This is a genomic window from Burkholderiales bacterium, from assembly GCA_013695435.1.
In the GTDB taxonomy this organism is placed as follows: Bacteria; Pseudomonadota; Gammaproteobacteria; order Burkholderiales; family JACMKV01; genus JACMKV01.
The window spans coordinates 1-19,520 of sequence record JACDAM010000198.1 but is presented as its reverse complement, the minus strand read 5'-3'; the positions used below and the strand labels follow the sequence as shown (position 1 = coordinate 19,520).

13 protein-coding genes and 2 pseudogenes are annotated in these 19,520 nt (G+C 61.7%); 10 read left to right on the top strand and 5 right to left on the bottom strand.

Annotated elements, in window-relative coordinates; genetic code table 11:
• Positions 1-96 precede the first annotated feature (96 nt).
• A complete protein-coding gene (locus tag H0V78_10100) occupies positions 97-1,470 on the top strand; it encodes an exodeoxyribonuclease VII large subunit (protein MBA2352109.1) in 1,374 nt (457 codons plus the stop codon).
• Positions 1,471-1,732: 262 nt separating this feature from the next.
• Here H0V78_10100 and H0V78_10095 read toward each other — a convergent pair whose 3' ends face one another.
• Together H0V78_10095 and H0V78_10090 are read right to left on the bottom strand one after the other, a co-directional pair.
• On the bottom strand, positions 1,733-2,575 hold the full coding sequence (locus H0V78_10095) for a quinoprotein dehydrogenase-associated SoxYZ-like carrier (GenBank protein ID MBA2352108.1): 843 nt from the start codon (positions 2,573-2,575) through the stop codon (positions 1,733-1,735).
• A 131-nt stretch (positions 2,576-2,706) separates the two neighbouring features.
• Entirely contained in the window at positions 2,707-3,681 is a 975-nt protein-coding gene (locus H0V78_10090) for a quinoprotein relay system zinc metallohydrolase 2 (protein MBA2352107.1), read from the bottom strand.
• A 196-nt stretch (positions 3,682-3,877) separates the two neighbouring features.
• On the opposite strand from H0V78_10090, the gene H0V78_10085 reads away from it, so the two are divergent.
• The 4 genes and pseudogenes from H0V78_10085 to H0V78_10070 all read left to right on the top strand — a co-directional run bounded on the left by H0V78_10085 (position 3,878) and on the right by H0V78_10070 (position 11,189).
• Positions 3,878-5,179, top strand: a complete 1,302-nt coding sequence (locus tag H0V78_10085; protein MBA2352106.1) for an NAD(P)/FAD-dependent oxidoreductase — start codon at positions 3,878-3,880, stop codon at positions 5,177-5,179.
• 58 nt (positions 5,180-5,237) lie between these two features.
• The gene (locus tag H0V78_10080) at positions 5,238-6,638 is read left to right on the top strand and encodes a TolC family protein (protein ID MBA2352105.1); all 1,401 of its coding nucleotides are present in this window, start codon (positions 5,238-5,240) and stop codon (positions 6,636-6,638) included.
• A complete protein-coding gene (locus H0V78_10075; protein MBA2352104.1) occupies positions 6,635-7,756 on the top strand; it encodes a hypothetical protein in 1,122 nt (373 codons plus the stop codon). Before H0V78_10080 ends, H0V78_10075 begins: the two co-directional genes overlap by 4 nt.
• A 316-nt stretch (positions 7,757-8,072) precedes the next feature.
• Positions 8,073-11,189: pseudogene (locus H0V78_10070) on the top strand (efflux RND transporter permease subunit).
• Between the two features lie 24 nt (positions 11,190-11,213).
• Here H0V78_10070 and H0V78_10065 read toward each other — a convergent pair.
• The 3 genes from H0V78_10065 to H0V78_10055 all read right to left on the bottom strand — a co-directional run bounded on the left by H0V78_10065 (position 11,214) and on the right by H0V78_10055 (position 14,965).
• On the bottom strand, positions 11,214-11,906 hold the full coding sequence (locus tag H0V78_10065; protein MBA2352103.1) for a methylamine utilization protein: 693 nt from the start codon (positions 11,904-11,906) through the stop codon (positions 11,214-11,216).
• A 5-nt stretch (positions 11,907-11,911) separates the two neighbouring features.
• Positions 11,912-14,305, bottom strand: a complete 2,394-nt coding sequence (locus H0V78_10060) for an EAL domain-containing protein (protein MBA2352102.1) — start codon at positions 14,303-14,305, stop codon at positions 11,912-11,914.
• Between the two features lie 195 nt (positions 14,306-14,500).
• Positions 14,501-14,965 (bottom strand): group 1 truncated hemoglobin, encoded by a 465-nt coding sequence (locus H0V78_10055; protein MBA2352101.1) that lies wholly within the window; start codon positions 14,963-14,965, stop codon positions 14,501-14,503.
• Positions 14,966-15,018: 53 nt separating this feature from the next.
• Between H0V78_10055 and H0V78_10050 the strand changes: the two are divergent.
• From H0V78_10050 to H0V78_10030, 5 genes and pseudogenes are all read left to right on the top strand, one after another.
• Positions 15,019-15,869, top strand: a pseudogene (locus H0V78_10050) (DUF3034 family protein).
• A gap of 83 nt (positions 15,870-15,952) precedes the next feature.
• Positions 15,953-16,975, top strand: coding sequence for a MoxR family ATPase (locus H0V78_10045; protein ID MBA2352100.1), 1,023 nt, complete (start codon positions 15,953-15,955; stop codon positions 16,973-16,975).
• 100 nt (positions 16,976-17,075) lie between these two features.
• The gene (locus H0V78_10040; GenBank protein MBA2352099.1) at positions 17,076-17,939 is read left to right on the top strand and encodes a hypothetical protein; all 864 of its coding nucleotides are present in this window, start codon (positions 17,076-17,078) and stop codon (positions 17,937-17,939) included.
• The gene (locus H0V78_10035) at positions 17,936-18,985 is read left to right on the top strand and encodes a hypothetical protein (GenBank protein ID MBA2352098.1); all 1,050 of its coding nucleotides are present in this window, start codon (positions 17,936-17,938) and stop codon (positions 18,983-18,985) included. Before H0V78_10040 ends, H0V78_10035 begins: the two co-directional genes overlap by 4 nt.
• Positions 18,982-19,520 (top strand): VWA domain-containing protein (locus tag H0V78_10030; GenBank protein MBA2352097.1); only part of this gene is annotated, 539 nt, incomplete at its 3' end. The genes H0V78_10035 and H0V78_10030, both read left to right, overlap by 4 nt.

Below are 19,520 nucleotides of genomic sequence, written 5' to 3'. Positions count from 1 at the left end.
TTTTCTATCCAATCGGGCGCGGTTTGCCGAGCCGGCTTGCAAAAAAGTTTGCTCGTCACGCAGATCCGACTGTCGCGAATGATGGCGGACTGAGCGATGCTGTTCCCCGAAATCGAGCTGCGCGCGCCTGTTATCACTGTCAGCGAACTCAACCGCGGTGCGCGTCAGGCCATCGAGCAGGCGTTGCCGCTGATGTGGATCGCCGGCGAAATCTCCAACTGCACGCGCGCGGCTTCCGGCCACTTCTACTTTGCACTGAAAGACGAAAGCGCGCAGGTGCGCTGCGTAATGTTCCGGCAAAAAATGCAGTGGCTGAATTTCGAGCCGCAGGATGGCACGCAGGTCGAAGTCCGCGCCGCGCCGACGTTGTTCGAAGCGCGTGGCGAATTCCAACTCAACATCGAAATCATGCGGCGCTCCGGCCTGGGCGCACTGTTCGAGAAGTTCGACCAGGTCAAACGCAAGCTCGCAGTCGAAGGATTATTCGAAGCCGCGCGCAAAAAACCGTTGCCGGTTTTTCCGAAGACCATCGGCATCGTGACGTCGCGCGCCGCCGCTGCGCTACACGATGTGCTGAGCGCGTTGGCCCGCCGCGCACCGATGATATCCGTCATCCTTTACCCGACCCCGGTTCAGGGCGAAGCCGCGCCTGCGCGGATTGCCGCTGCCATCAAAGCAGCCGACCGCCGCGGCGAATGCGATGTGCTGATCGTCTGCCGCGGCGGCGGCAGCATAGAAGACCTGTGGGCGTTTAACGACGAAACGGTTGCGCGCGCGATAGCCGATTGCCGGATTCCGGTGGTCAGCGGCGTCGGCCACGAAACCGATTTCACGATCGCCGATTATGTCGCCGATGTGCGCGCGCCATCGCCAACCGCGGCTGCCGAGCTGTCGAGTCCGCATCGCGGTGAATTGCTGGCGCGGCTGGGCAAGCTGCACGGTTGTCTGGATCGCGAAATGGCGCGCGCGCTATCCGCAAGGGCGCAGCAACTCGACTATTGCGCGAGGCGCCTCACGCATCCCGCGCGCTACGCGCTGAATCAACTCGCGCATGTGCGCCATTTGCACAGCCGCCTGTGCGCAGCGAATGCGCGCGCGATCGAATCGCGTCGCTGGCGGTTGCAGGAATTGTTGTTGCGGCTAGGCGCGCGCAGGCCGAACTTGGAGGATCGCAAGCGCAGGCTGACTGAACTGTCGCGCGGTCTGCAGCGAGGGGTCGAGCAATGTCTGCAGCGGGGGGCGCATGCCATTGCCCGCGCCCAGGTGCAGATCGCACATCTGAATCCACAGGCCGTTCTCGAGCGCGGTTTCACCATCACCCAGGACAGTCGCGGCGCCATCATTCGCGACAGCGCCGCAATCGCGCCGCACGAAAGGCTCAGGATAACTTTTGCAGCAGGCTGGGCGGAGACGGAAGTGATCGCCAGAGGCGAGCCGGCCGTCAGATCCGGGGAAGGCGGCGATGTCTGATACGTATTGGGGGCAGGCTCAGAGCGCGTAATGCCGTTCATACAGAAGCTCGACACACCCTGGGACCCTAAAATGTAGGTCAGGGTGCCGAAGGCTCCCTGACAGCATCGGCCGGGCAATCTTTGGTCAGGGAGCTTGCGCACCCTGACCTACGCTTACTTACGAGTTTTATTCAAGAAAGCATCACAAGAGCCGCTGGATTCCCGCTTGCGCGGGAATGACGGGATGCTATTCGGGGCTCCTGGGCGAATCAGGTGACCGATCAGGTCCCCGACGCGACTGCTGCTTCCGGCTTGATCTCGATCGAATTGGTAAATTTCAGATCGTGGGTATCGACCACCGTCGCGGTCAATTCGCCCGGTTCGCGCGGCACGAAATAAAAGCGGAAGTTCGGGTTTTCGCTGATTGTGAAATCCACTTCGGCCGTCATCACCGGTTCGCCGGCGTAGCTGATTTCGATTTTGCGCACAAAGCGCGGCGGGACGAACAATCGAGTCAGTTGATCCATGGCGAGACCGGAGTTGTTCGGGTGGCTGATCATCAATTGCGCGAGATTCGGCTTGTTCAACTCGATTTCCTTGTCGAGCTTGAACTTCATCTTGCCGAGCCGCGCCATGGCGGCGGCCTGGTCCTTGCCTGCCGGCGCTGAGCAGCCGCCAGACGCCTTGACGAAACGCGACGCCATAAACAGCTTGCCATCGTTCATTTCAGCGATCGCGCGCACGTGACTGTAATCCTCGATGCGCACGCGGGTTTCGACGTCGGCGCGCCCCGATTTCGGCGTCAACTGAAACACTGCGCCAATCGGCGAAGGGTTCTTGTCGATGACCAGATAAATCTTTTTGATGTATTTGTCGGCTGTTTGCGGCGTCTGCGTCTTGATCGAAATCGGCACCGTCGCGGCGTCTTCGGCGCGCACCGGTGCGGAAAGCTCGATTACCGAGGCGGCATCGCTGCTGATTGGGCGATCCTGGAACAGGTCGGCCTTGAGCTTTTGCCAGATTTCGCTTTTTGTCGGATCGGGTTCGCCATCGGCAGCCAGCGCCGCGCTGGCGAACAGCGCTGCGAACACGGAGCACGCGAACGTGCGGTAGAATTTTTTCATGGCGACCTCAATGTGACCTGCATGTGTGACCTGCATGTGTGACCTGCATGTGACCCTGCAAAGCCCTTCCTTCGGAGTCTTACTTCGCAGTAAGACAGCTCGGAGTAAGTCAGGCAGACGGCGATTAGGCATTAGTCTTCCCATTCAAGTTCCGCGTACGCGGCCGTAACATTGCGTTTGTGGAACAAATCGAATAGCAACCAGTCGTTCCACTCGCCTGAACCTTTCATGGCGCCGACTGCATCCACTGTCTGCTGGATGGTTTTGCCGGCCTTGATGGCGGCGCGCGTTTCGTTCAACAGAGCGATCAGATAGCCCTCCTGCCTGGCGAGCGCGGTGCGCCAGTCGCGGTCGATTTTGCCGTGGCCGGCGATGACGCGCCGGATCGGCAACTCGCGCAACTGCTTCATCACTGCGAGCCAGCCTTTCAGATTGCCGTCCAGAGTCGGGATGTGGTCGGCGAACAGCAAATCGCCGAGCCAGAGCGTGCCGGATTTTTCATCGTATACCGTCAGGTCGTTGTCGGTATGCGCAGTAGGCCAGGCGCGCAATTCGAGGATGCGTTCACCCAGATCGAGTTCGAGTTCGGCTTTTGCGCTGACGGTTTTTTCGGGGGCGATGATTCTGGTGCCGGCCGCGGCCGCGCCGAGATCGCGTTCCAGCGCATTGAGGTAAGTCGGTCCGCGCGCCGCCATTGCGGCCGCAAGCTTGTGGTGGCCGATGAAGGTAACGCTGTCGTCGAACGCGGCGTTGCCAAAGATGTGGTCCTGATGGACGTGGCTGTTGATTACATAGCAGATTGGGACCTCGGTCTCTTGCTCGATGGCAGCGCGTAAAGCCCGGCCGACCGCAATGCTGCCGCCGGTGTCGATGACGGCGACGCATTTCTTGCCGACGACAAAACCGATATTCGATATCGCGCCGAGATTCCGCCGTGAGATATCCTCGTTCACGCCATAGCTGACATAGATGCCTTCACCGATCTCGGTCAACTTGAGCGGCACCGGCTGCTTCGCCGGAACCGGCTTTGTCGTTCCATCGGCGGCGGCGATTGCCGTTGCCAGCAGCGTGGAGATGGCGAGCGTTTGCAGCAATTGCGGTAACATTGCGGCCTGAATGGTGAGGTCTATGGTCAGGGGGAGCGGTGAAGCCGCTTGACTATATGCCGCTCCCGAAATCGCGGCAAGCCGGCCCCAGCCATCGCAAACGCCGCGGTCCCGGTATGACAAAACACCAAAACGGCAGGAATACGAATTGAAACCCCATCAATCCTTCCCGGTTACGCGCAATCCCGAGCGCGCCTTGCATCGCATCATCGTTGTCGGCGGCGGCGCCGGCGGGCTCGAACTCGCGACCCGTCTCGGCGACACGCTCGGCAAACGCGACAAGGCCGACATCATGCTCGTCGACGGCGCACGCACGCATTTGTGGAAACCGCTGCTGCATCAGGTCGCGGCGGGCAGCCTCGGCCTCGACCAGCACCGGCTCGATTACGTATCGCAGGCGCGCTGGCACCATTTCCGGTTTCGCCTCGGGCGCATGGACGGCCTCGATCGCGAGCGCCGCGAAATCAGCGTGGCGCCGACCCTGGACGATGAAAGTAATGAACTCATTCCGCGCCGCGTGTTTTCCTACGACACGCTGATCGTCGCCGTCGGCAGCCGCAGCAATGATTTCGGCACGCCAGGCGTCGCCGAACGCGCGATCGCGCTCGATTCGCCGGAAGACGCCAGCCGCTTCCACCGCCGTCTGCTCAACGCCGGCATTCGCGCCCAGGCGCAAAACGCGACGCTGCAGCCCGGGCAGTTGCAGGTCGTCATCATCGGCGCCGGCGCGACCGGCGTCGAACTCGCCGCCGAGCTGCGCAACACGGCGCGCAAGATGGTCGCTTACGGACTCGACCGCATCGATCCCGACACCGACATCAAGCTTAGCATCGTCGAAGCCGAGCCGCGTATTCTGCCGATGCTGCCCGAGCGCCTGGCCGAACGCGCCGCCAGTCTGCTCGACGATCTCGGCGTCGCGGTTCTCGCCGGCGAGCGCGTGACCGCAGTCGCCGAGGACGGCGTGCATTTGCAAGGCGGCAGCGTGATACCGGCGGAAATCGTGGTCTGGGCCGCGGGTATCAAGGCGCCGGATTTTCTGTCGCAGCTCGGCCTCGAAATTAATCGCGCCAACCAGTTGCTGGTCAGACCAACTTTGCAAACGACCCTGGACGCCAACATCTTCGCATTTGGCGATTGCGCTGAATGCCCGTGGCTCGGCAAGGAAGGCGCGGTGCCGCCGCGCGCCCAGGCCGCGCATCAGCAGGCTTCGCATCTGGTCAAACAGATGAAGCTGCGCCTCAAAGGCGCGCCGCTGCGCGACTGGCGTTATCGCGATTTCGGCTCGCTGGTGTCTCTCGGCGAATACAGTACGGTCGGCAACCTGATGGGCGGTGTGTCGGGCGGCAGTCTTTTCATCGAGGGCTTGTTCGCGCGCATGATGTATTTGTCGCTGTACAAGATGCACGAACTCGCGCTGCACGGCATGTTCAAGGTCGCGCTCGATACGCTGGCGCGTTTGATCACGCGCCGCACCGAGCCGCATGTGAAACTGCATTGACGCCGTGTTGAAAGGCCGGCGCTGGCATTCGGTTGCCGTGAGCGGCTAATATCCCGCGATGATCTCGTCGGCGCAAACCCTCGCCATAGCCATACTCGGTTGCGCGCTCGGCGCTTGCGCGTTCAAGCAATATGCGCCGCAGCCGCTGGTGCCGGAGGATATCGAAGCCGATTTCGCGGCGCGTTCCGCAAGGGCGCCGGAACTGCGCGACTATATGCAGGCGCACGGCCTCGAAAGCGGTGATTGGCCGCTGCAGCGCTGGGGTTTGCCCGAGTTGACCTTGCTGGCTTTCTATTACCATCCGGAATTGCGTCAAGCCGCCGCCCGCGCCCAAATTGCCCGGGCGCAGGAACAGAGCGCGGGCCAACCGTTGAATCCAGGCTTGCGCATCGGCCCCGAATACCACAGCTTTATCGAGCGCGGCTCGCCATGGAGCCTCGGCTTCGCATTGAGCATCCCGTTCGAAACCATGAACAAGCGCGGGCTGCGCGGCGAGCAGGCCGCTTACCTGGCGCAAGCCGCCGCGCTCGACGTCGGCGCGGTCGCATGGAAGCTGCGCAATCAGGTGCGCAGCCGATTCATCGACAACTTTGTTGCGCGGGAAGAGCTGGCGTTGTTGCAGACCGAGACCGAGGCGAGAGAGCGGCAGACGAAGCTGCTGGACAAGCGGCTCGGCCTCGGCATGATTTCAGCGTTCGAAGCCGGCGTTGCGCGCCGGCAAGCGGCCGATGGGAAGCTGCGTGCGTTGCGCAAGAAAGGCGAAGTAAGCCTCGCGCTGTCGCGCCTGGCGGAAGCCGTCGCCCTGCCGGATGCCTCGCTGCAGGACATGACGCTGTCATTCGCGGGCCTGGATCGTGCGCTTGCCGCCGAGGCGTCGGCGCTCAAGCGTGAAGCGCTCACGCATCGGCTCGATATGCGCCGCCTTCTGCTCGAATACGCGGCCGCCGAGACAGCGCTCAAGCTGGAGATCGCGCGCCAGTATCCGGATTTCGAATTTACCCCCGGCTATGCCTGGGACCAAAGCGACAACGTCTGGTCGCTCGCGGTCGGCCTGCTGGTACCGGTTCTCAATCGCAACCAGGGCCCGATCGCCGAGGCCGAAGCGCGCCGCGCAGCCAAGGCGCAGGATTTCGCGGCTTTACAGAATCAGACTATTGCCGCTACCGAACAAGCGGCGCTGAAATATCGTAACGCGCTTGCCGAACTCGCCGCCGCCGGGAATCTCCAGCGCGCCATGCAACGGCAACGCGATCGCATCACCCGGCAATTCGACGCCGGAAATGCCGATCGGCTCGATACCGTCACCGCCGAATTGCAGGTGCTCGAGGCCGGCCGCGCTATCCTACAAGCGCGCGCGGCGACGCTGGCTGCGCTCGGCGAACTCGAAGATGTGCTGCAACGTCCGTTGTTCGGCGCGTTTCTACTGCCCGAATTCGGCACGGCAAAGGATGCGCATTGAAAAGCGAATCGGATAGCGAACTGAATCGCAAACCGGATAGCGAACCGAATCGCGAACCGGATCGTGAAAGGACCGCGCCGCTGCTCTGGTTGATGGGCGCAATCATCGTCGCGCTGACTTGGGCGCTGGTTTTTTACGCGCGCGATGAGTGGAATCTCGCCCAGGATCGCGAAGAAGAAGAAATCGAAACGCCGTCGCGGCTGGTTGAAGAAGACGGTCGGGCAGCGCTGAAGATTCCGCTGGCGGCCCAGAAAACCAGCGGCATCGTTACCGCGCCGCTCGCCGCCGCCACCTGGCGAGCGGAGATCAAGCTGTATGGCAGCGTCATCGATCTCGCGCCGCTCATCGAACTACGCGCACGCTATCTGGCCGCACAAGCCGACGCGGTGATCGCCCGCTCCGCGCTCAACGTCAGCGAAAAAGAGTATCGCCGCATCGCCGCACTTTACGCCGACGATCGCAACGCATCGCAGCGCGCGCTGCAGGCCGCGCTAGGCACGTGGAGAGCCGATCAAGCGCGTCAGGCTGCGGCTAAAACCGCGATCGACGGTGCGCTGACAGCGCTGCGCACGCAGTGGGGAGACGTCCTTGCGGAGTGGGCGACGACCCCGGATTCGCGTTCCTTCGCGGCCTTGCTGAAACGCGATGATGCGATCGTGCAAATCGCGATCCCGTTCGACGTTGCGCTTCCCGAGCAGGGTGCTGCAATCATGGTGGCGCCATTGGCTGCGTCCGACGGCGAGCGTCCGGCGCAATTCATTTCACCGTCGCCGAATGTCGACAGCACTGTTCTGGGCAGGACTTTTTTCTACCGCACCGATGCGCGCGATTTGCGCTACGGCGCGCGCGTCGTCGCCCGCCCCGACGCCGGCGACGACAGCGAACAAGGCGTGCTGGTGCCGTTTCCGGCAGTCGTCTGGCACGGCGGCAAAAGCTGGGTTTACGTGCAAGCCGAAGCGGAGCGATTCGAGCGCCGCGAGGTGGACGCGCAGCGCGAACTGGACCAGGGCTGGTTCAGTCCCCGGCTGAAAACCGGTGATGCGATTGTCATAAGCGGCGCGCAACTGCTGCTGTCGGAGGAACTGAAATATCAGATCCGGAATGAGAACGAAGATTGAAAACGCCTGGCACGGCCACCAGCACGCATTCGCGCCATCACCCGCTTTTCGTGCAGCGAATCGCCGTTAGCAGGCTGTTGAAAAATGTAGCGAGCGCAACCGAGACGAGGTGCTGGGGGCCGAAAACTGCCGCTGCGGCCGCCCACCCCATCCCCAACCTTCCCGTCAAAGGGGGAAGGGAAAAACTTTGCGCTGCCTCCCCACTTGCTGGGGAGGGCTGCGGTGGGGAAGCGAAGCGGGGTGGAATACTGCTTCCCCGCCTGCGCGGGAAATACTGCGTTCCTTGTATGACACTTAATCGGAGATTCCCGGGCCGATGATCGGCGCAATCGTCCGTTTCGCGATCCGCTTTCCCGGCGTGATCGTAGCACTTGCCGCGGTGCTTTCCATCTATGGCGTTTATTCGCTGACGCGCGCCGACCTGAACGTCTTCCCCGAATTCTCGCCGACCCAGGTCGTCATTCAAACCGAAGCGCCCGGCCTGTCGGCCGAGCTGGTTGAGACCCTGGTTTCGCAGTCGATCGAAAACGTCGTCGCCGGTGTCAGCGCGATCGAATCGGTGCGCTCGCAGTCGATTCCCGGTTTATCGGTCGTTACGCTGATTTTCCAGCAGGGCTCGGACCTTTACCTGAACCGGCAGGCTGTCGCCGAGCGCCTGACTTGGCTCGCCAACCGGCTGCCGCGCGGCGTGGTCGCGCCGACGATCACGCCGCTGACTTCATCCGCGAGCACCGTGCTCGGCATCGGCCTGACCTCGGACAAACGGTCGCTGATGGAATTGCGTACGCTTGCCGATTGGACGATCAAGCCGCATTTGCTTAGCGTGACCGGCATGGCCGACGTCAATGTCTTCGGCGGCGACGTGCGGCAATAGCAAGTGCAGGTCGCCCCGGACAAGCTGATGCATCACGGCCTGGCGCTGCAGGACGTGGTGAACGCCGCGCGCCATGCGACCGGCGTGCGCGGCGCCGGCTATGTCGAAAACGCCAATCAGCGCATCGTGCTGACGACCGCCGGCCAGCCGGCCGACGCGGCCGAACTCGGCAGGGTGATGCTGGTGCGCAAGGACGGGCGCACACTGACCTTGAGCGACGTCGCCAGCGTCGTCGAAGCGGCGGCGCCCTCCATCAGCGGCGCTGCGATCAACGGCACACAAGGCGTATTTCTGTTTCTGCAGGGCCAGCTTGGCGCCGATACGATTGCGGTGACCGCGGGGCTCGATCGGGCGCTGACCGAACTCGAACCTATGATCGCCGCCGAGGACGTGATCTTGCATCGCGATTTGTTCCGCCCGGCCAATTTCATCGACACCGCGATCGGCAATGTGCGCTTCGATATTCTGATCGGCTCGGTTCTCGTCATCACCATCCTGTTTCTATTTCTGTACAACGTGCGCACCGCGTTCATCTGCGCGATCGCGATCCCGGTGTCGTTGCTGGCGGCGGTGATGCTGCTCGATTATTTCGCGATCAGCATCGACATCATGGTGCTCGGCGGGCTCGCCATCGCGCTCGGCGAAGTCGTCGATGACGCGATCATCGATACCGAAAACATTTTTCGCCGGCTGCGGGAAAATCGGCAGCTTGCGACGCCGGCGACTGTCGCCAGCGTCGTCTTCAACGCTTCGATGGAAGTGCGCAACTCGGTCGTCTATGCGACCTTCATCGTCGCGTTGGTGTTCGTGCCGCTGCTGACTCTGGGCGGGATTGCCGGCCGTCTGTTTGCGCCTCTCGGTTTCGCATACATCTTTGCGATCCTCGCATCGCTGGTCGTGGCGATGACCCTGACACCGGCGCTGTGCCTGCTGCTGTTGCCACGCAGCGCGCTCGATGCGCGCGATCCGCCTCTGATCGCCTGGGTCAGGCCGCGTTATCTGTCGCTTCTGACGCGCATCGAACGGCGGCCGCGCGCGCTCGCCGTGCTGCTGAGCCTTTTGATCGCCGCCGGTTTATCGCTGCTGCCGTTGTTTTCGGGCGAATTCATCCCGGCGCTGAAGGAAGGTCATTACATCGTCCACATGACGGCCGTTCCCGGCACCTCGCAAAACGAATCGCTGCGCATCGGCAAGCCGGTAGCGCAAGCGGTCGGCGCGATAGAAGGCGTCAAATCGGTTGTGCAGTGGGTCGGCCGCGCCGAGAATGGCGCCGACACGTTCGGCACCCATTACAGCGAATTCGAAGTCGAGATCGGCGCCGTGCCCGGCGAACAGCAAATCCGCATCCTGAGGGAAATTCGGGAAGCGTTGTCGGAGCAGGCCGGCGGCTTTCCGGGCGTGCAGTTTTCAGTCAATACGTTCCTGACCGAACGCATTGAAGAAACCGTCGCCGGACATCCGGCTGACCTCGTGGTGAACATCTTTGGACCCGACCTCGACGCGCTCGATCGCGATGGACTTGCGGTCGCCGCGGCGCTGGGCCAAGTGCGCGGCGCGGAAGACATTGCCTTGCAGGCGCCGCCGGGCAGCCCGCAACTTTCGATTCGGCTGCGCCAGCAACATCTCGCCACGTGGGGGTTTGCGCCGCTCGAAGTGCTCGATGCGATTGCGGCTGCCTACGGCGGCGTCCAGGTCGGACAGGTGTATCAGGGTGGCCGCGTCATCGACGTCGTGCTGGTGCTCGAGCCCGACGCGCGCCGGCAGATCACCCAGGTCGGCAATCTGACCTTGCGCAATCCGGAAGGGCGCATGCTGAAATTGTCCGAGCTTGCCGACATCGAAATCGGTTCGGGCCGCAACAAGATTCTGCACGCCGGCGGCAAACGCCTGCAGACGGTGACGGCGAACGCCGACAAGCGCGATATCGTCGATTTCGAGCGCGAAGTGAAGCAGCGGATCGCCGAAGAAGTCGAATTTTCTCCGGGGAATTACGCCGTGTTCGAGGGCGCGGCGCAGGCGCAGGCCGAAGCGCGCGAGGATTTGATCGTGCATTCGCTGCTGGCCTCCGCCGGTATTTTCGTGCTGCTGTATATCGCATTCAACAATCTGCGCAATTTGCTGATCGCGTTCTTGAATCTGCCGTTTGCGCTGATCGGCGGCGCGCTCGCTGTGCTGGCCGGCGGCGGCTGGTTGTCGCTCGGATCGCTGGTCGGCTTTGTCACACTGTTCGGTATCACGCTGCGCAATTCGATCATGCTGGTTTCGCATTACCAGCATCTGGTCGAGAACGAAGGTCTGCCTTGGAATAGCGAAACCGCGCTGCGCGGCGCCGCCGAACGGCTGCCGTCGATCCTAATGACGGCGCTGGTGACAGGCTTTGCGTTATTGCCGCTGGCTTTGGGAAGCGGGCAGCCTGGGCGGGAAATCGAAGGGCCGATGGCGACCATCATTGTCGGCGGGCTGGTGACTTCGACGATACTGAATCTGCTGATTCTACCGACCACGCTGCTGCATTACGGCCGCTTTGCGCGACTTCGCAATGGGCGACTGCCCGTCTGAAAGCGGCGGATCAAGATCGGCGAATCAGTCAGGCCGTTCAGGCGTAGAAACGTCCGGCGCGATGCGCTTGGCGCCGGTATCGATCGGCAACTGGAAATTCACTTCGGTTGCAGAATTCGTGACGCTGACCATCTTCGCGGCCGCGGCGTCGGGCCCGGGCAGGCCGTAATGCCAGGCCTTCAATTCGTAATTGCCGGCCGGAAGAGCGGTGAACCGGGCCGCGCCGTCTTTCGACGTTTTCACGAACCAGGGCGTCTCGACAACCAGCACGTAGGCGATCATTCGGTCATGGATGTTGCAGCCGAGCACAACCAGGCCGGGTTTATCGAACACGACCGGCATGGACGGCAAGCCCGAATAAAGTTTGAGCTCGAAAACTTTCGCGGGCGAAAACGAATAAACGTGGTGGCGAACCGTGTCCTTATTCGGGAAGCTGATCGCGGCGCCGGTTTGCGCGACTGAAACGAGCGGCGTAAAACGCTTGCCAATCTGTTCGATACTGGCAGGCGCCGGGGCTTGCGCCGGGATTTTGCCCGAGGCGGGGATGGCGTAAACAATCGCGTTTTCGAGCGGCGCGCGATTCTGATCTCTGACCGCGACAATCAAATCGATCGCCAGCGCCTGCCGCAGCGGCGCCATCGAAAAAGCGACCACGACGCTCGCCAGCACGCTGGCAGGGAGTCGCGCCCGTCGCGAGTCAGGATTTACAGCATCCATTCGCATCATCCTCTGGTCCAGCCTGCCAATGTCGTGGGTGCTACCAGCTTCGGCGCGAATTTGGGCGCCAGGCGCAAGGCGGGAAGGGCCGTCGATAGCCAGCTTTCGACATCGACGGCGGACATCGGCCGGCTCAGGAAGTAACCCTGGGCGGTGTCGCAACTCAGGCTCTTCAGCAGCTTCAGCGTGTCTTCGTCTTCGACGCCCTCGGCGACCACTTTCAGGCCGAGGTTGTGGCCGAGCTCGATGGTGGAGCGGACGATGGCGGCGTCTTCCTTGTCGTTGATCATGCCGAATACAAAACTCTTGTCTATTTTGAGTTCGGCGACCGGCAGCTTTTTCAGATAGGCGAGCGAGGAATAACCGGTGCCGAAGTCGTCAATCGACAGACTGAACCCCATACGGCACAAACGTTCGAGCGTTTCCATCGCGCGCGCCGGATCGTGCATGATGCTGCTTTCGGTGATTTCAAGCTTGATCCAGCGCGGCAGAATGTCGTGGTCGTGCAGCAAGGCGGCCAGTGTTTTCAGCAGATTCGGGCTCATCAGATCGCGCGCCGAGATATTGACCGAAATCGTTACCGGCAAGCCGGCGCGCCGCCATTCCGCGCATTGGCGAATGGCGAGGCGCAGAACTTCGCGCGTGATGGTGTCGATAAATCCGGAAGTTTCCGCGAACGGGATGAATTGATCGGGGCCGACCAGGCCGCGCTGCGGATGTTGCCAGCGCACCAATGCTTCCATATGGGTGAGTTGGCCCGTCTGTAAATCGACTCCCGGCTGGTAATGCAGAATTAGTTCGTTGCGCTCGATGGCGATGCGCAGTTCTCCGAGCAAGGAAAGGCGGCCGGCCGTGTGTTCATCGTGCCGGGGATCGTAGACCGCGATGCCGCTGCCACTTCGTTTCGCCGCGTACATCGCCACATCGGCTTTGCGCATCAGCGAATTGGCGTCGGCGCCGTGCTCCGGCAACACGGCAATGCCGATGCTTGTCTTGGCGTCGATGGTCTGACCGTCGAGTGTGAACGGCTGCATTAGCGCGTCGAGCAGACGGCGCGCGACTTTTTGCGCGGCTTCGAGATTGTCGACCGGCAGCAGCACGGCGAATTCGTCACCGCCAAGCCTCGCTATGGTATCGGCGTCGCGCAGCAATGCGCCGCTCAGCCGCTCTGCCACCTGGCGCAGCAGCGCGTCGCCGCTATGGTGGCCAAGGGTGTCATTGACGTCCTTGAAATTGTCGAGATCCATCATCAGCACGGCCATCGGCGTCTGTTTGCGTTTTGCGGCGCTGACTGCCTGCTGCAGACGATCATTGAACAGCACGCGATTGGGCAGGCCGGTCAGCGAGTCCTTGTACACGAGCTTGCTGATTTCGACGATGTCCTTGCGCATGTCGTCGAAAGCGGAGGCAAGCATATCGGTCTCCTCCCATTGCCCGTCTTTCACTTCCTCGGCGTACGTGCCCTGTCCGATGGAACGCGCGATTTCGGCGAGCTTGGTGATCGGCTTCAATGCGCTGCGTGCAATCAACAAGCTGCCGAATAGACAAATCGCCGTGCCGACAAAACCCAGCAAGAGTGTGGTGTCTTCAAGATCATCGAAACTCATCAGCACCTGCGATTGCGATCGTTGCAGGACGGCAATCGCGGTGTCGTCGCCAAACGGCGGCAGCGGCGTGACTCGCGAACTGTACCCGGCGCCGGACAGCCCTGCGGGATCGTCGCCGATCGAAAAATCGACCATCGATTCGAGCAGCGCCTTCTGCTGATCCTGGGGAAGCGTCGAGGCGGACAGGCTCCAGGCCTCGCCCTTTCGTTTGTGCGCGAAGCTGATTTGCAGCGCCGTCAATCTGGCGAGATCGGCGGCCGCGCCGGCATCGATCGCGAAGCCCATCGCGACCCAGGCGATCGGCAATGGCGCCAGCACCGGCACGACGACGACCTGGTAAAGCCCGTCATCGAAGACCAGCACCGCAGACGCGTGGCCCTGCGCGGCTGCCTGCTCGATTAAAGACTGGTAGGCAAAGGCGGCGCCTTCCTGCTCGGGGTGACGGGTATGGCAGAGCAACTCGTTTTTCTCGCTTACCAACATCATCAGATTGGCGCCGATGCGAGCGCCGTGATTGTTCAGCACCGAATTTACTGTCTCGCGGTCGAACTTCGCGACCGCTTCGCGAAGGCCGAAGTCGGCTGCCAGCACCCGAGAAGTCTCGGCTAGTTGCTGATTGCGCTGTTCGAGCATGCGCTGAAAAATGCGCTCGCCGGATTCCAGATTTTCGACCAGCACATTGCCGGCGTGTCTCTGGATCGCGCGATCGATCAAGGCGAAGCCGGCAAGCTGTACGCCGGCCAGAAAAAATACAAAGGCGATGATGTGGCTACGCAGACTTTTTATCTTCACGGCTGACCCTAACCCACCATTGGGAAGTTTGCCGTTACTTGAGCAAGCCGTATGCCCGGGCGGCGGCGACGTTCTCCTGTTTGTTTTCCCGTGAAATGAGAGGCTTACGAAAAGATGTGCGCGTTGAGGTCGAGACAGGATGCCCACATTTCGACGAAAGCGGCGCGTCGCGGGCAAAGGGAAAAGATGAGCATGTTAGCGGGTGACGATGTCCCGTTTCATCGGCGCGAGGATGCGCAGGAGCTCGTTTTTTTCACGCGTGCCGACGCCGTGCGCATCGAGCGCCTGCCGCAATTCCTCGGCCAGTATGTTAAATTCGCCCTCGCTGATGTTGAGCCCCTTATGCGCAGTTTGCATATCGTCGCCGCCGTAGGTGCAGGGTCCTTCAGTCAGGCTGCAAATTTGTTCGACGATGCTTTTTTTCAGATTCTTGACGTTGACTTCATCGAAAGATTGTTTCGACTTGGGATTGGCCGCCGTACGATCGACGACATCGCCGACGACCGCCCTAACCACCGGATAGCCGCCAAGCCGTTCGTAAAGACTGTTGTCGGGTCTGGAGGTCACAGCCGAGCAGCCGTGCAAAAAAAACAGCAGGCAGGCTGCCGCGATGGCAGCGCTTGCGCCGCAGCGCCGGTTTAATCTACCCTTGGGCTTCATCTTTTGGCGCGAACAGTGTGTCGATCGAAACGCGCGGGTTGCGAAACAGGGCGCTGGCAATCGTCGTCAGAATCCTCGTCAGTTTACTGGCCTCGATCGGTTGCGCACAAGCCGGCGAGCGCCTGCTTGCGACCGGCGGCGTTACCCAGATCGAAGGGGTCGCAGGCGGTGGTTTGGCGCCTTGGGCGCTGATCGCGGGCTACGGCACGCGCGACCAGATCGGCGCTTCGGCTTTCTTCACGCATCTCAATAGCGACGATTTTCGTCTGGATACGGCCGGTGTCGCGGTCGGCATTTTCGATCGCATTGAATTATCTTATGCGCGCCAGACATTCGATCTCGGTTCGACCGTACCAGGCGAAGATATCGCGCAGGATATTTTCGGCGCAAAGCTCAAAGTGGCCGGCGACGCGATTTTCGCGCAGGACACCTGGCTGCCGCAGATTGCGGTCGGCATACAGCACAAACGCAATCGCGATTTCGATTTTGTGCCCAGACTGCTCGGCGCCAAACGCGGCCATGGCACCGATTTCTATATAGCCGCAACCAAGCTCACTATCGGCGGACTCGCCGGAAGAAACGTGCTGCTGAACGGAACGGTGCGCGCCAGCAAGGCCAATCAACTCGGACTGCTGGGCTTCGGCGGGGATAAAAGGACCGCTATGCGCCGCAGTTCGAAGGTTCGATCGCCATGTTTCTTGAAGACAACCTGGCCGTAGGCGCCGAATATCGAAGCAAGCCGAATAACCTCGGCGCATTCAAGGAAGACGATTTCAAGGATGTTTTCATCGCCTGGCTGCCGCACAAATATATCGCGCTGACATTTGCATATGTCGACCTCGGCAATATCGCCGACAAGCCGGATCAGAAAGGGCCCTATATTTCACTGCAGGTGAGCTATTGATCTCAATAAATTGGCAGCATGCTGCCTGGAAAAAAACGCCAGCTTCGCACCACAATGAAAGAAATCCGCAAGGGGAATTCGCTGTGAACAGAAGCGGTACCGATCTGCACGACTGGCGCGCACGCGCCCTCCACATCCAACGTGAAATCGGCAAGGCCGTCGTCGGCCAGGAAAACGCTATTCGGCTGATTACGGCAGCGCTGTTTGCGCGCGGCCACGTATTGATCGAAGGCAGCGTCGGCGTCGGCAAAACGACCCTGCTGCGCGCATTCGCCCGCGCAATCGGCGGCAGCTACGCGCGCGTCGAGGGCACCGTCGATCTGATGCCTAACGAACTCCTGTACCACACCTACATCGATCAGGACGGCAAGCCGCGCGTCGAGCCCGGGCCGCTGCTGAGACATGGCGAGGCGCTCTCGGTGTTTTTTTTCAACGAGATGAATCGCGCACGGCCGCAAGTTCACGCTTTGCTGCTGCGCGTGATGGCTGAGCGCAGCGCTTCAGCCTTTGCACGCGATTACCAGTTTCCGCATCTGACGGTTTTCGCCGATCGCAACCGCGTCGAAAAAGAGGAAACGTTCGAAATCTCGTCGGCGGCGCGCGATCGTTTCCTGATGGAAATCAGCATAGAAACGCCCGACGACGCGACGATCCAGCGCGCGCTGATGACCGATCCTGCGTTCCATGAAGTAGACGCGCTGATTGCGCGCGTAGCGCCCGATATCGTCAATTACAAGGCTTTGAACGCGATCGCGGCGACGATTCAGAACGAGATTCAGCTCAGCGAAAGCCTGCAAGACTACGTCTACGAATTGTGGCAGGCGACGCGCAATCCGGGCGGCTATGGCGTAGTCATAAGCGGCGTGCAGATCAGCGCATTGATACTGGCCGGCGCCAGTCCGCGCGGCATCAGCCAGTTGCTGCGCGCCGCTCGCGTCGTTGCCTGGCTCAAAGGCCGTCATTTCGTCGCGCCCGAGGACGTGCAGGATGTGTTTTTCGAAACCATCGCGCATCGTGTGTTTTTCAACCCTGTCTACGAATTGCGGCGCGCCGAATTGGCGCACGAGCTGCTGAGGCAGATATTGAACACCGTTGCGGCGCCGTGAAATAGAAATCAGGGATCAGTCGGAATGAGGATTCGGGGAATGGCAAGGATCGCGGATCGAGGCAAGCTCTTGCCGGTACCTGACCCCTGATCGTAAATCCATGCGTGAGTTTCATTACAGGATCGGCTGGCGCGTCAGCGGGCATCGGCCCGGATTCCATCGCAGTACCGGCGCAGGGCCGGGATTCGAGTTCCAGGGCCATGCCGCTTTGTTCGATCTGCCGGATGCGCGCAAGCTCGATCTCCACGCCACACTGCGCGATCCATCAGGCTTGTGGCAGGTGCGCGTGCATCGCCAGCGCGCGAGTATTCCGGTTATTCTGCTCGCGGACCTATCAGCCTCGATGGGCGCGCTGACCGGCGCAGGCGGCGCCGGCAAGATGCAGGTGCTCGCCGATTTCACCGCATCGCTGGCATATTCGGCGCACCGCACGGGCGATACTTTTGCATTCATCGGCTGCGACGAGGTGATGCGCGACGACTACCTTCTGTCATCGACGCGCGTGCAAGGCGCCGGCATCGCGCTCGCCGAGAAGCTGCGCGCGGCGCAACCGACCGGACGCAATGCCATTGCCTTGTTCGACGCAGCGGCCGCCTTGACGGAACGCCGCTCGCTGGTTTTTCTGGCGTCCGATTTTCATTTTCCGCTGAGCTTGCTCGAGCAGATATTGCGCGCGCTGGCGCGCCATGAAGTCGTGCCGGTGGTGATCTGGGATAAGGCGGAACTGCAACCGGTTACGCGTTTCGGTCTGGCGACGATCCGGGACAGCGAGAGCGGTGGCCGGCGCACGCTGTTGTTGCGAAAAAAGCTGCGCGAACGCATCAATGCAGCCTATCTGGCGCGTCGCGCCGAGTTGTCCGCCGCGTTCATTCGGCATGCGCTACGCCCGGTTTATTTCAGCGGCGATTTCGACGCAGACAAAATGACCGCGCACTTTCATGGCGCACTCGCGACGACGGCATGATGCGCGTTCGCGGCATCGCATTCGGCATATTGATTTTATCGTGGCTGGGCGGCGCAATCACGCCGCGCGCGGCGGCCGAACAAGACGGTACTGGCGCAACGGCGAAACTCAAGACCGCGCCCGCCGCAACTGCGGCGGCAACAATCCATACCGAAACGGAAGGTGAGCCCGCTTCTGTTCTTATGAGCGAACCGCGACCGTTCGGCTACGTCATCGGCGATCTCGTCGAACGCACGATCACCATGATCGTCGCCGAGCCGGCGCGGCTGCAAGCGGACTCGATTCCCAAGGCGGGCCGCTATGGCGCGTGGCTGGAGTTGCGCCGCGCCGATCTGGATTCGCACGAGGAGAGCCGCTCGATATGCTATCGGCTGACGCTGACCTACCAGATCATGAACGTCGCGCCCGAGGTACAAACGATCGAGCTGCCGCCGCTGCGTTTCAGCTTCGATCGCGCGCCGCCGTTCGCCCGCGAGATCGCAGGTTGGCCGATCACAGTAGCGCCGCTGACGCCTGAATTCGTGCTGGCGCGTGGCGGGCTCGAAGCGCTTCGTACCGATCGCGCGCCGCCGCTGATCGACACCAGCGCGCATCGTTTGCGCTTGTTGCTGTATGCGGCGCTGTTCGCCATCGTCCTGTCGATGTATGCCTGGGCGCGCTTTGGCGCAGTATGGCTCGCGCGCAAGCCTTTCGCGCGTGCTTGCCGCGAAATCGGCAAGCTGGAGGGAAATCAGTCGCGGGAAGCTTATCGTGCGGCTTTGCGCGCGATGCACCGCGCCTTCGACGAAACGAATGGCGCAACCGTATTTTTCGAACAGGCCGCGGCGTTCCTGGACAAGCATCCGCGCTTCGCGCCTTTACGGGACGAGATCGAACAGTTTTTTGCGCTGTCCCGCGATGAATTTTTCGGAGGCGGCAGCGAAGCTTCGCATGCATCGCCGCGAAAAACCGATGCCGCATCGAACGTGTTTCTGCAAACGTTTTGCCGCGCCATGCGCGAACGCGAGGCGGCGCGCAGCGATGCATCGCACGCGCACGCAAAATGAATATCGCATTCGCGCAGCCGTGGGCGTTCCTGCTGTTGCCGCTGGCGGCGCTGCCTTTGCTGGTGCGCGGCCCCGCGATCGGCTATCCATGGCTTGCGCTGTTGCCGCGCGACCTGATTTCGGAAGCGCTGGCGTGGGCGCTGCGATTGGCCGCTGCCGCTGCCATCGCCGGCGCCGTCGTCGGTTTGGCCCAGCCCTATCGCGCGGAAGTCATGATTGAGCACGTCGGGCAGGGTGCTCACGTTGTGCTGTTGCTCGATCGCAGCCGCAGCATGGATCAATCGTTCGGCGCGAGCCCCGGAACGCACGTGCTCGACGGCCGCCGCGAATCGAAAAACAGTGTGGCGCGCCGGGTGCTGGCGGAGTTCGCAGGCAATCGGGAGCAGGATTTGTTCGGCATGCTGGTGTTCAGCACATTTCCGTTGCGCATACTTGATTTCACCCAGAAACAGGCAGTCATCCAGGCGGCGATCGCGGCCGGCGGGGTCGGCCGCGGTCTTGCCGATACCGATGTCGGACGCGGCCTGGAAGCCGC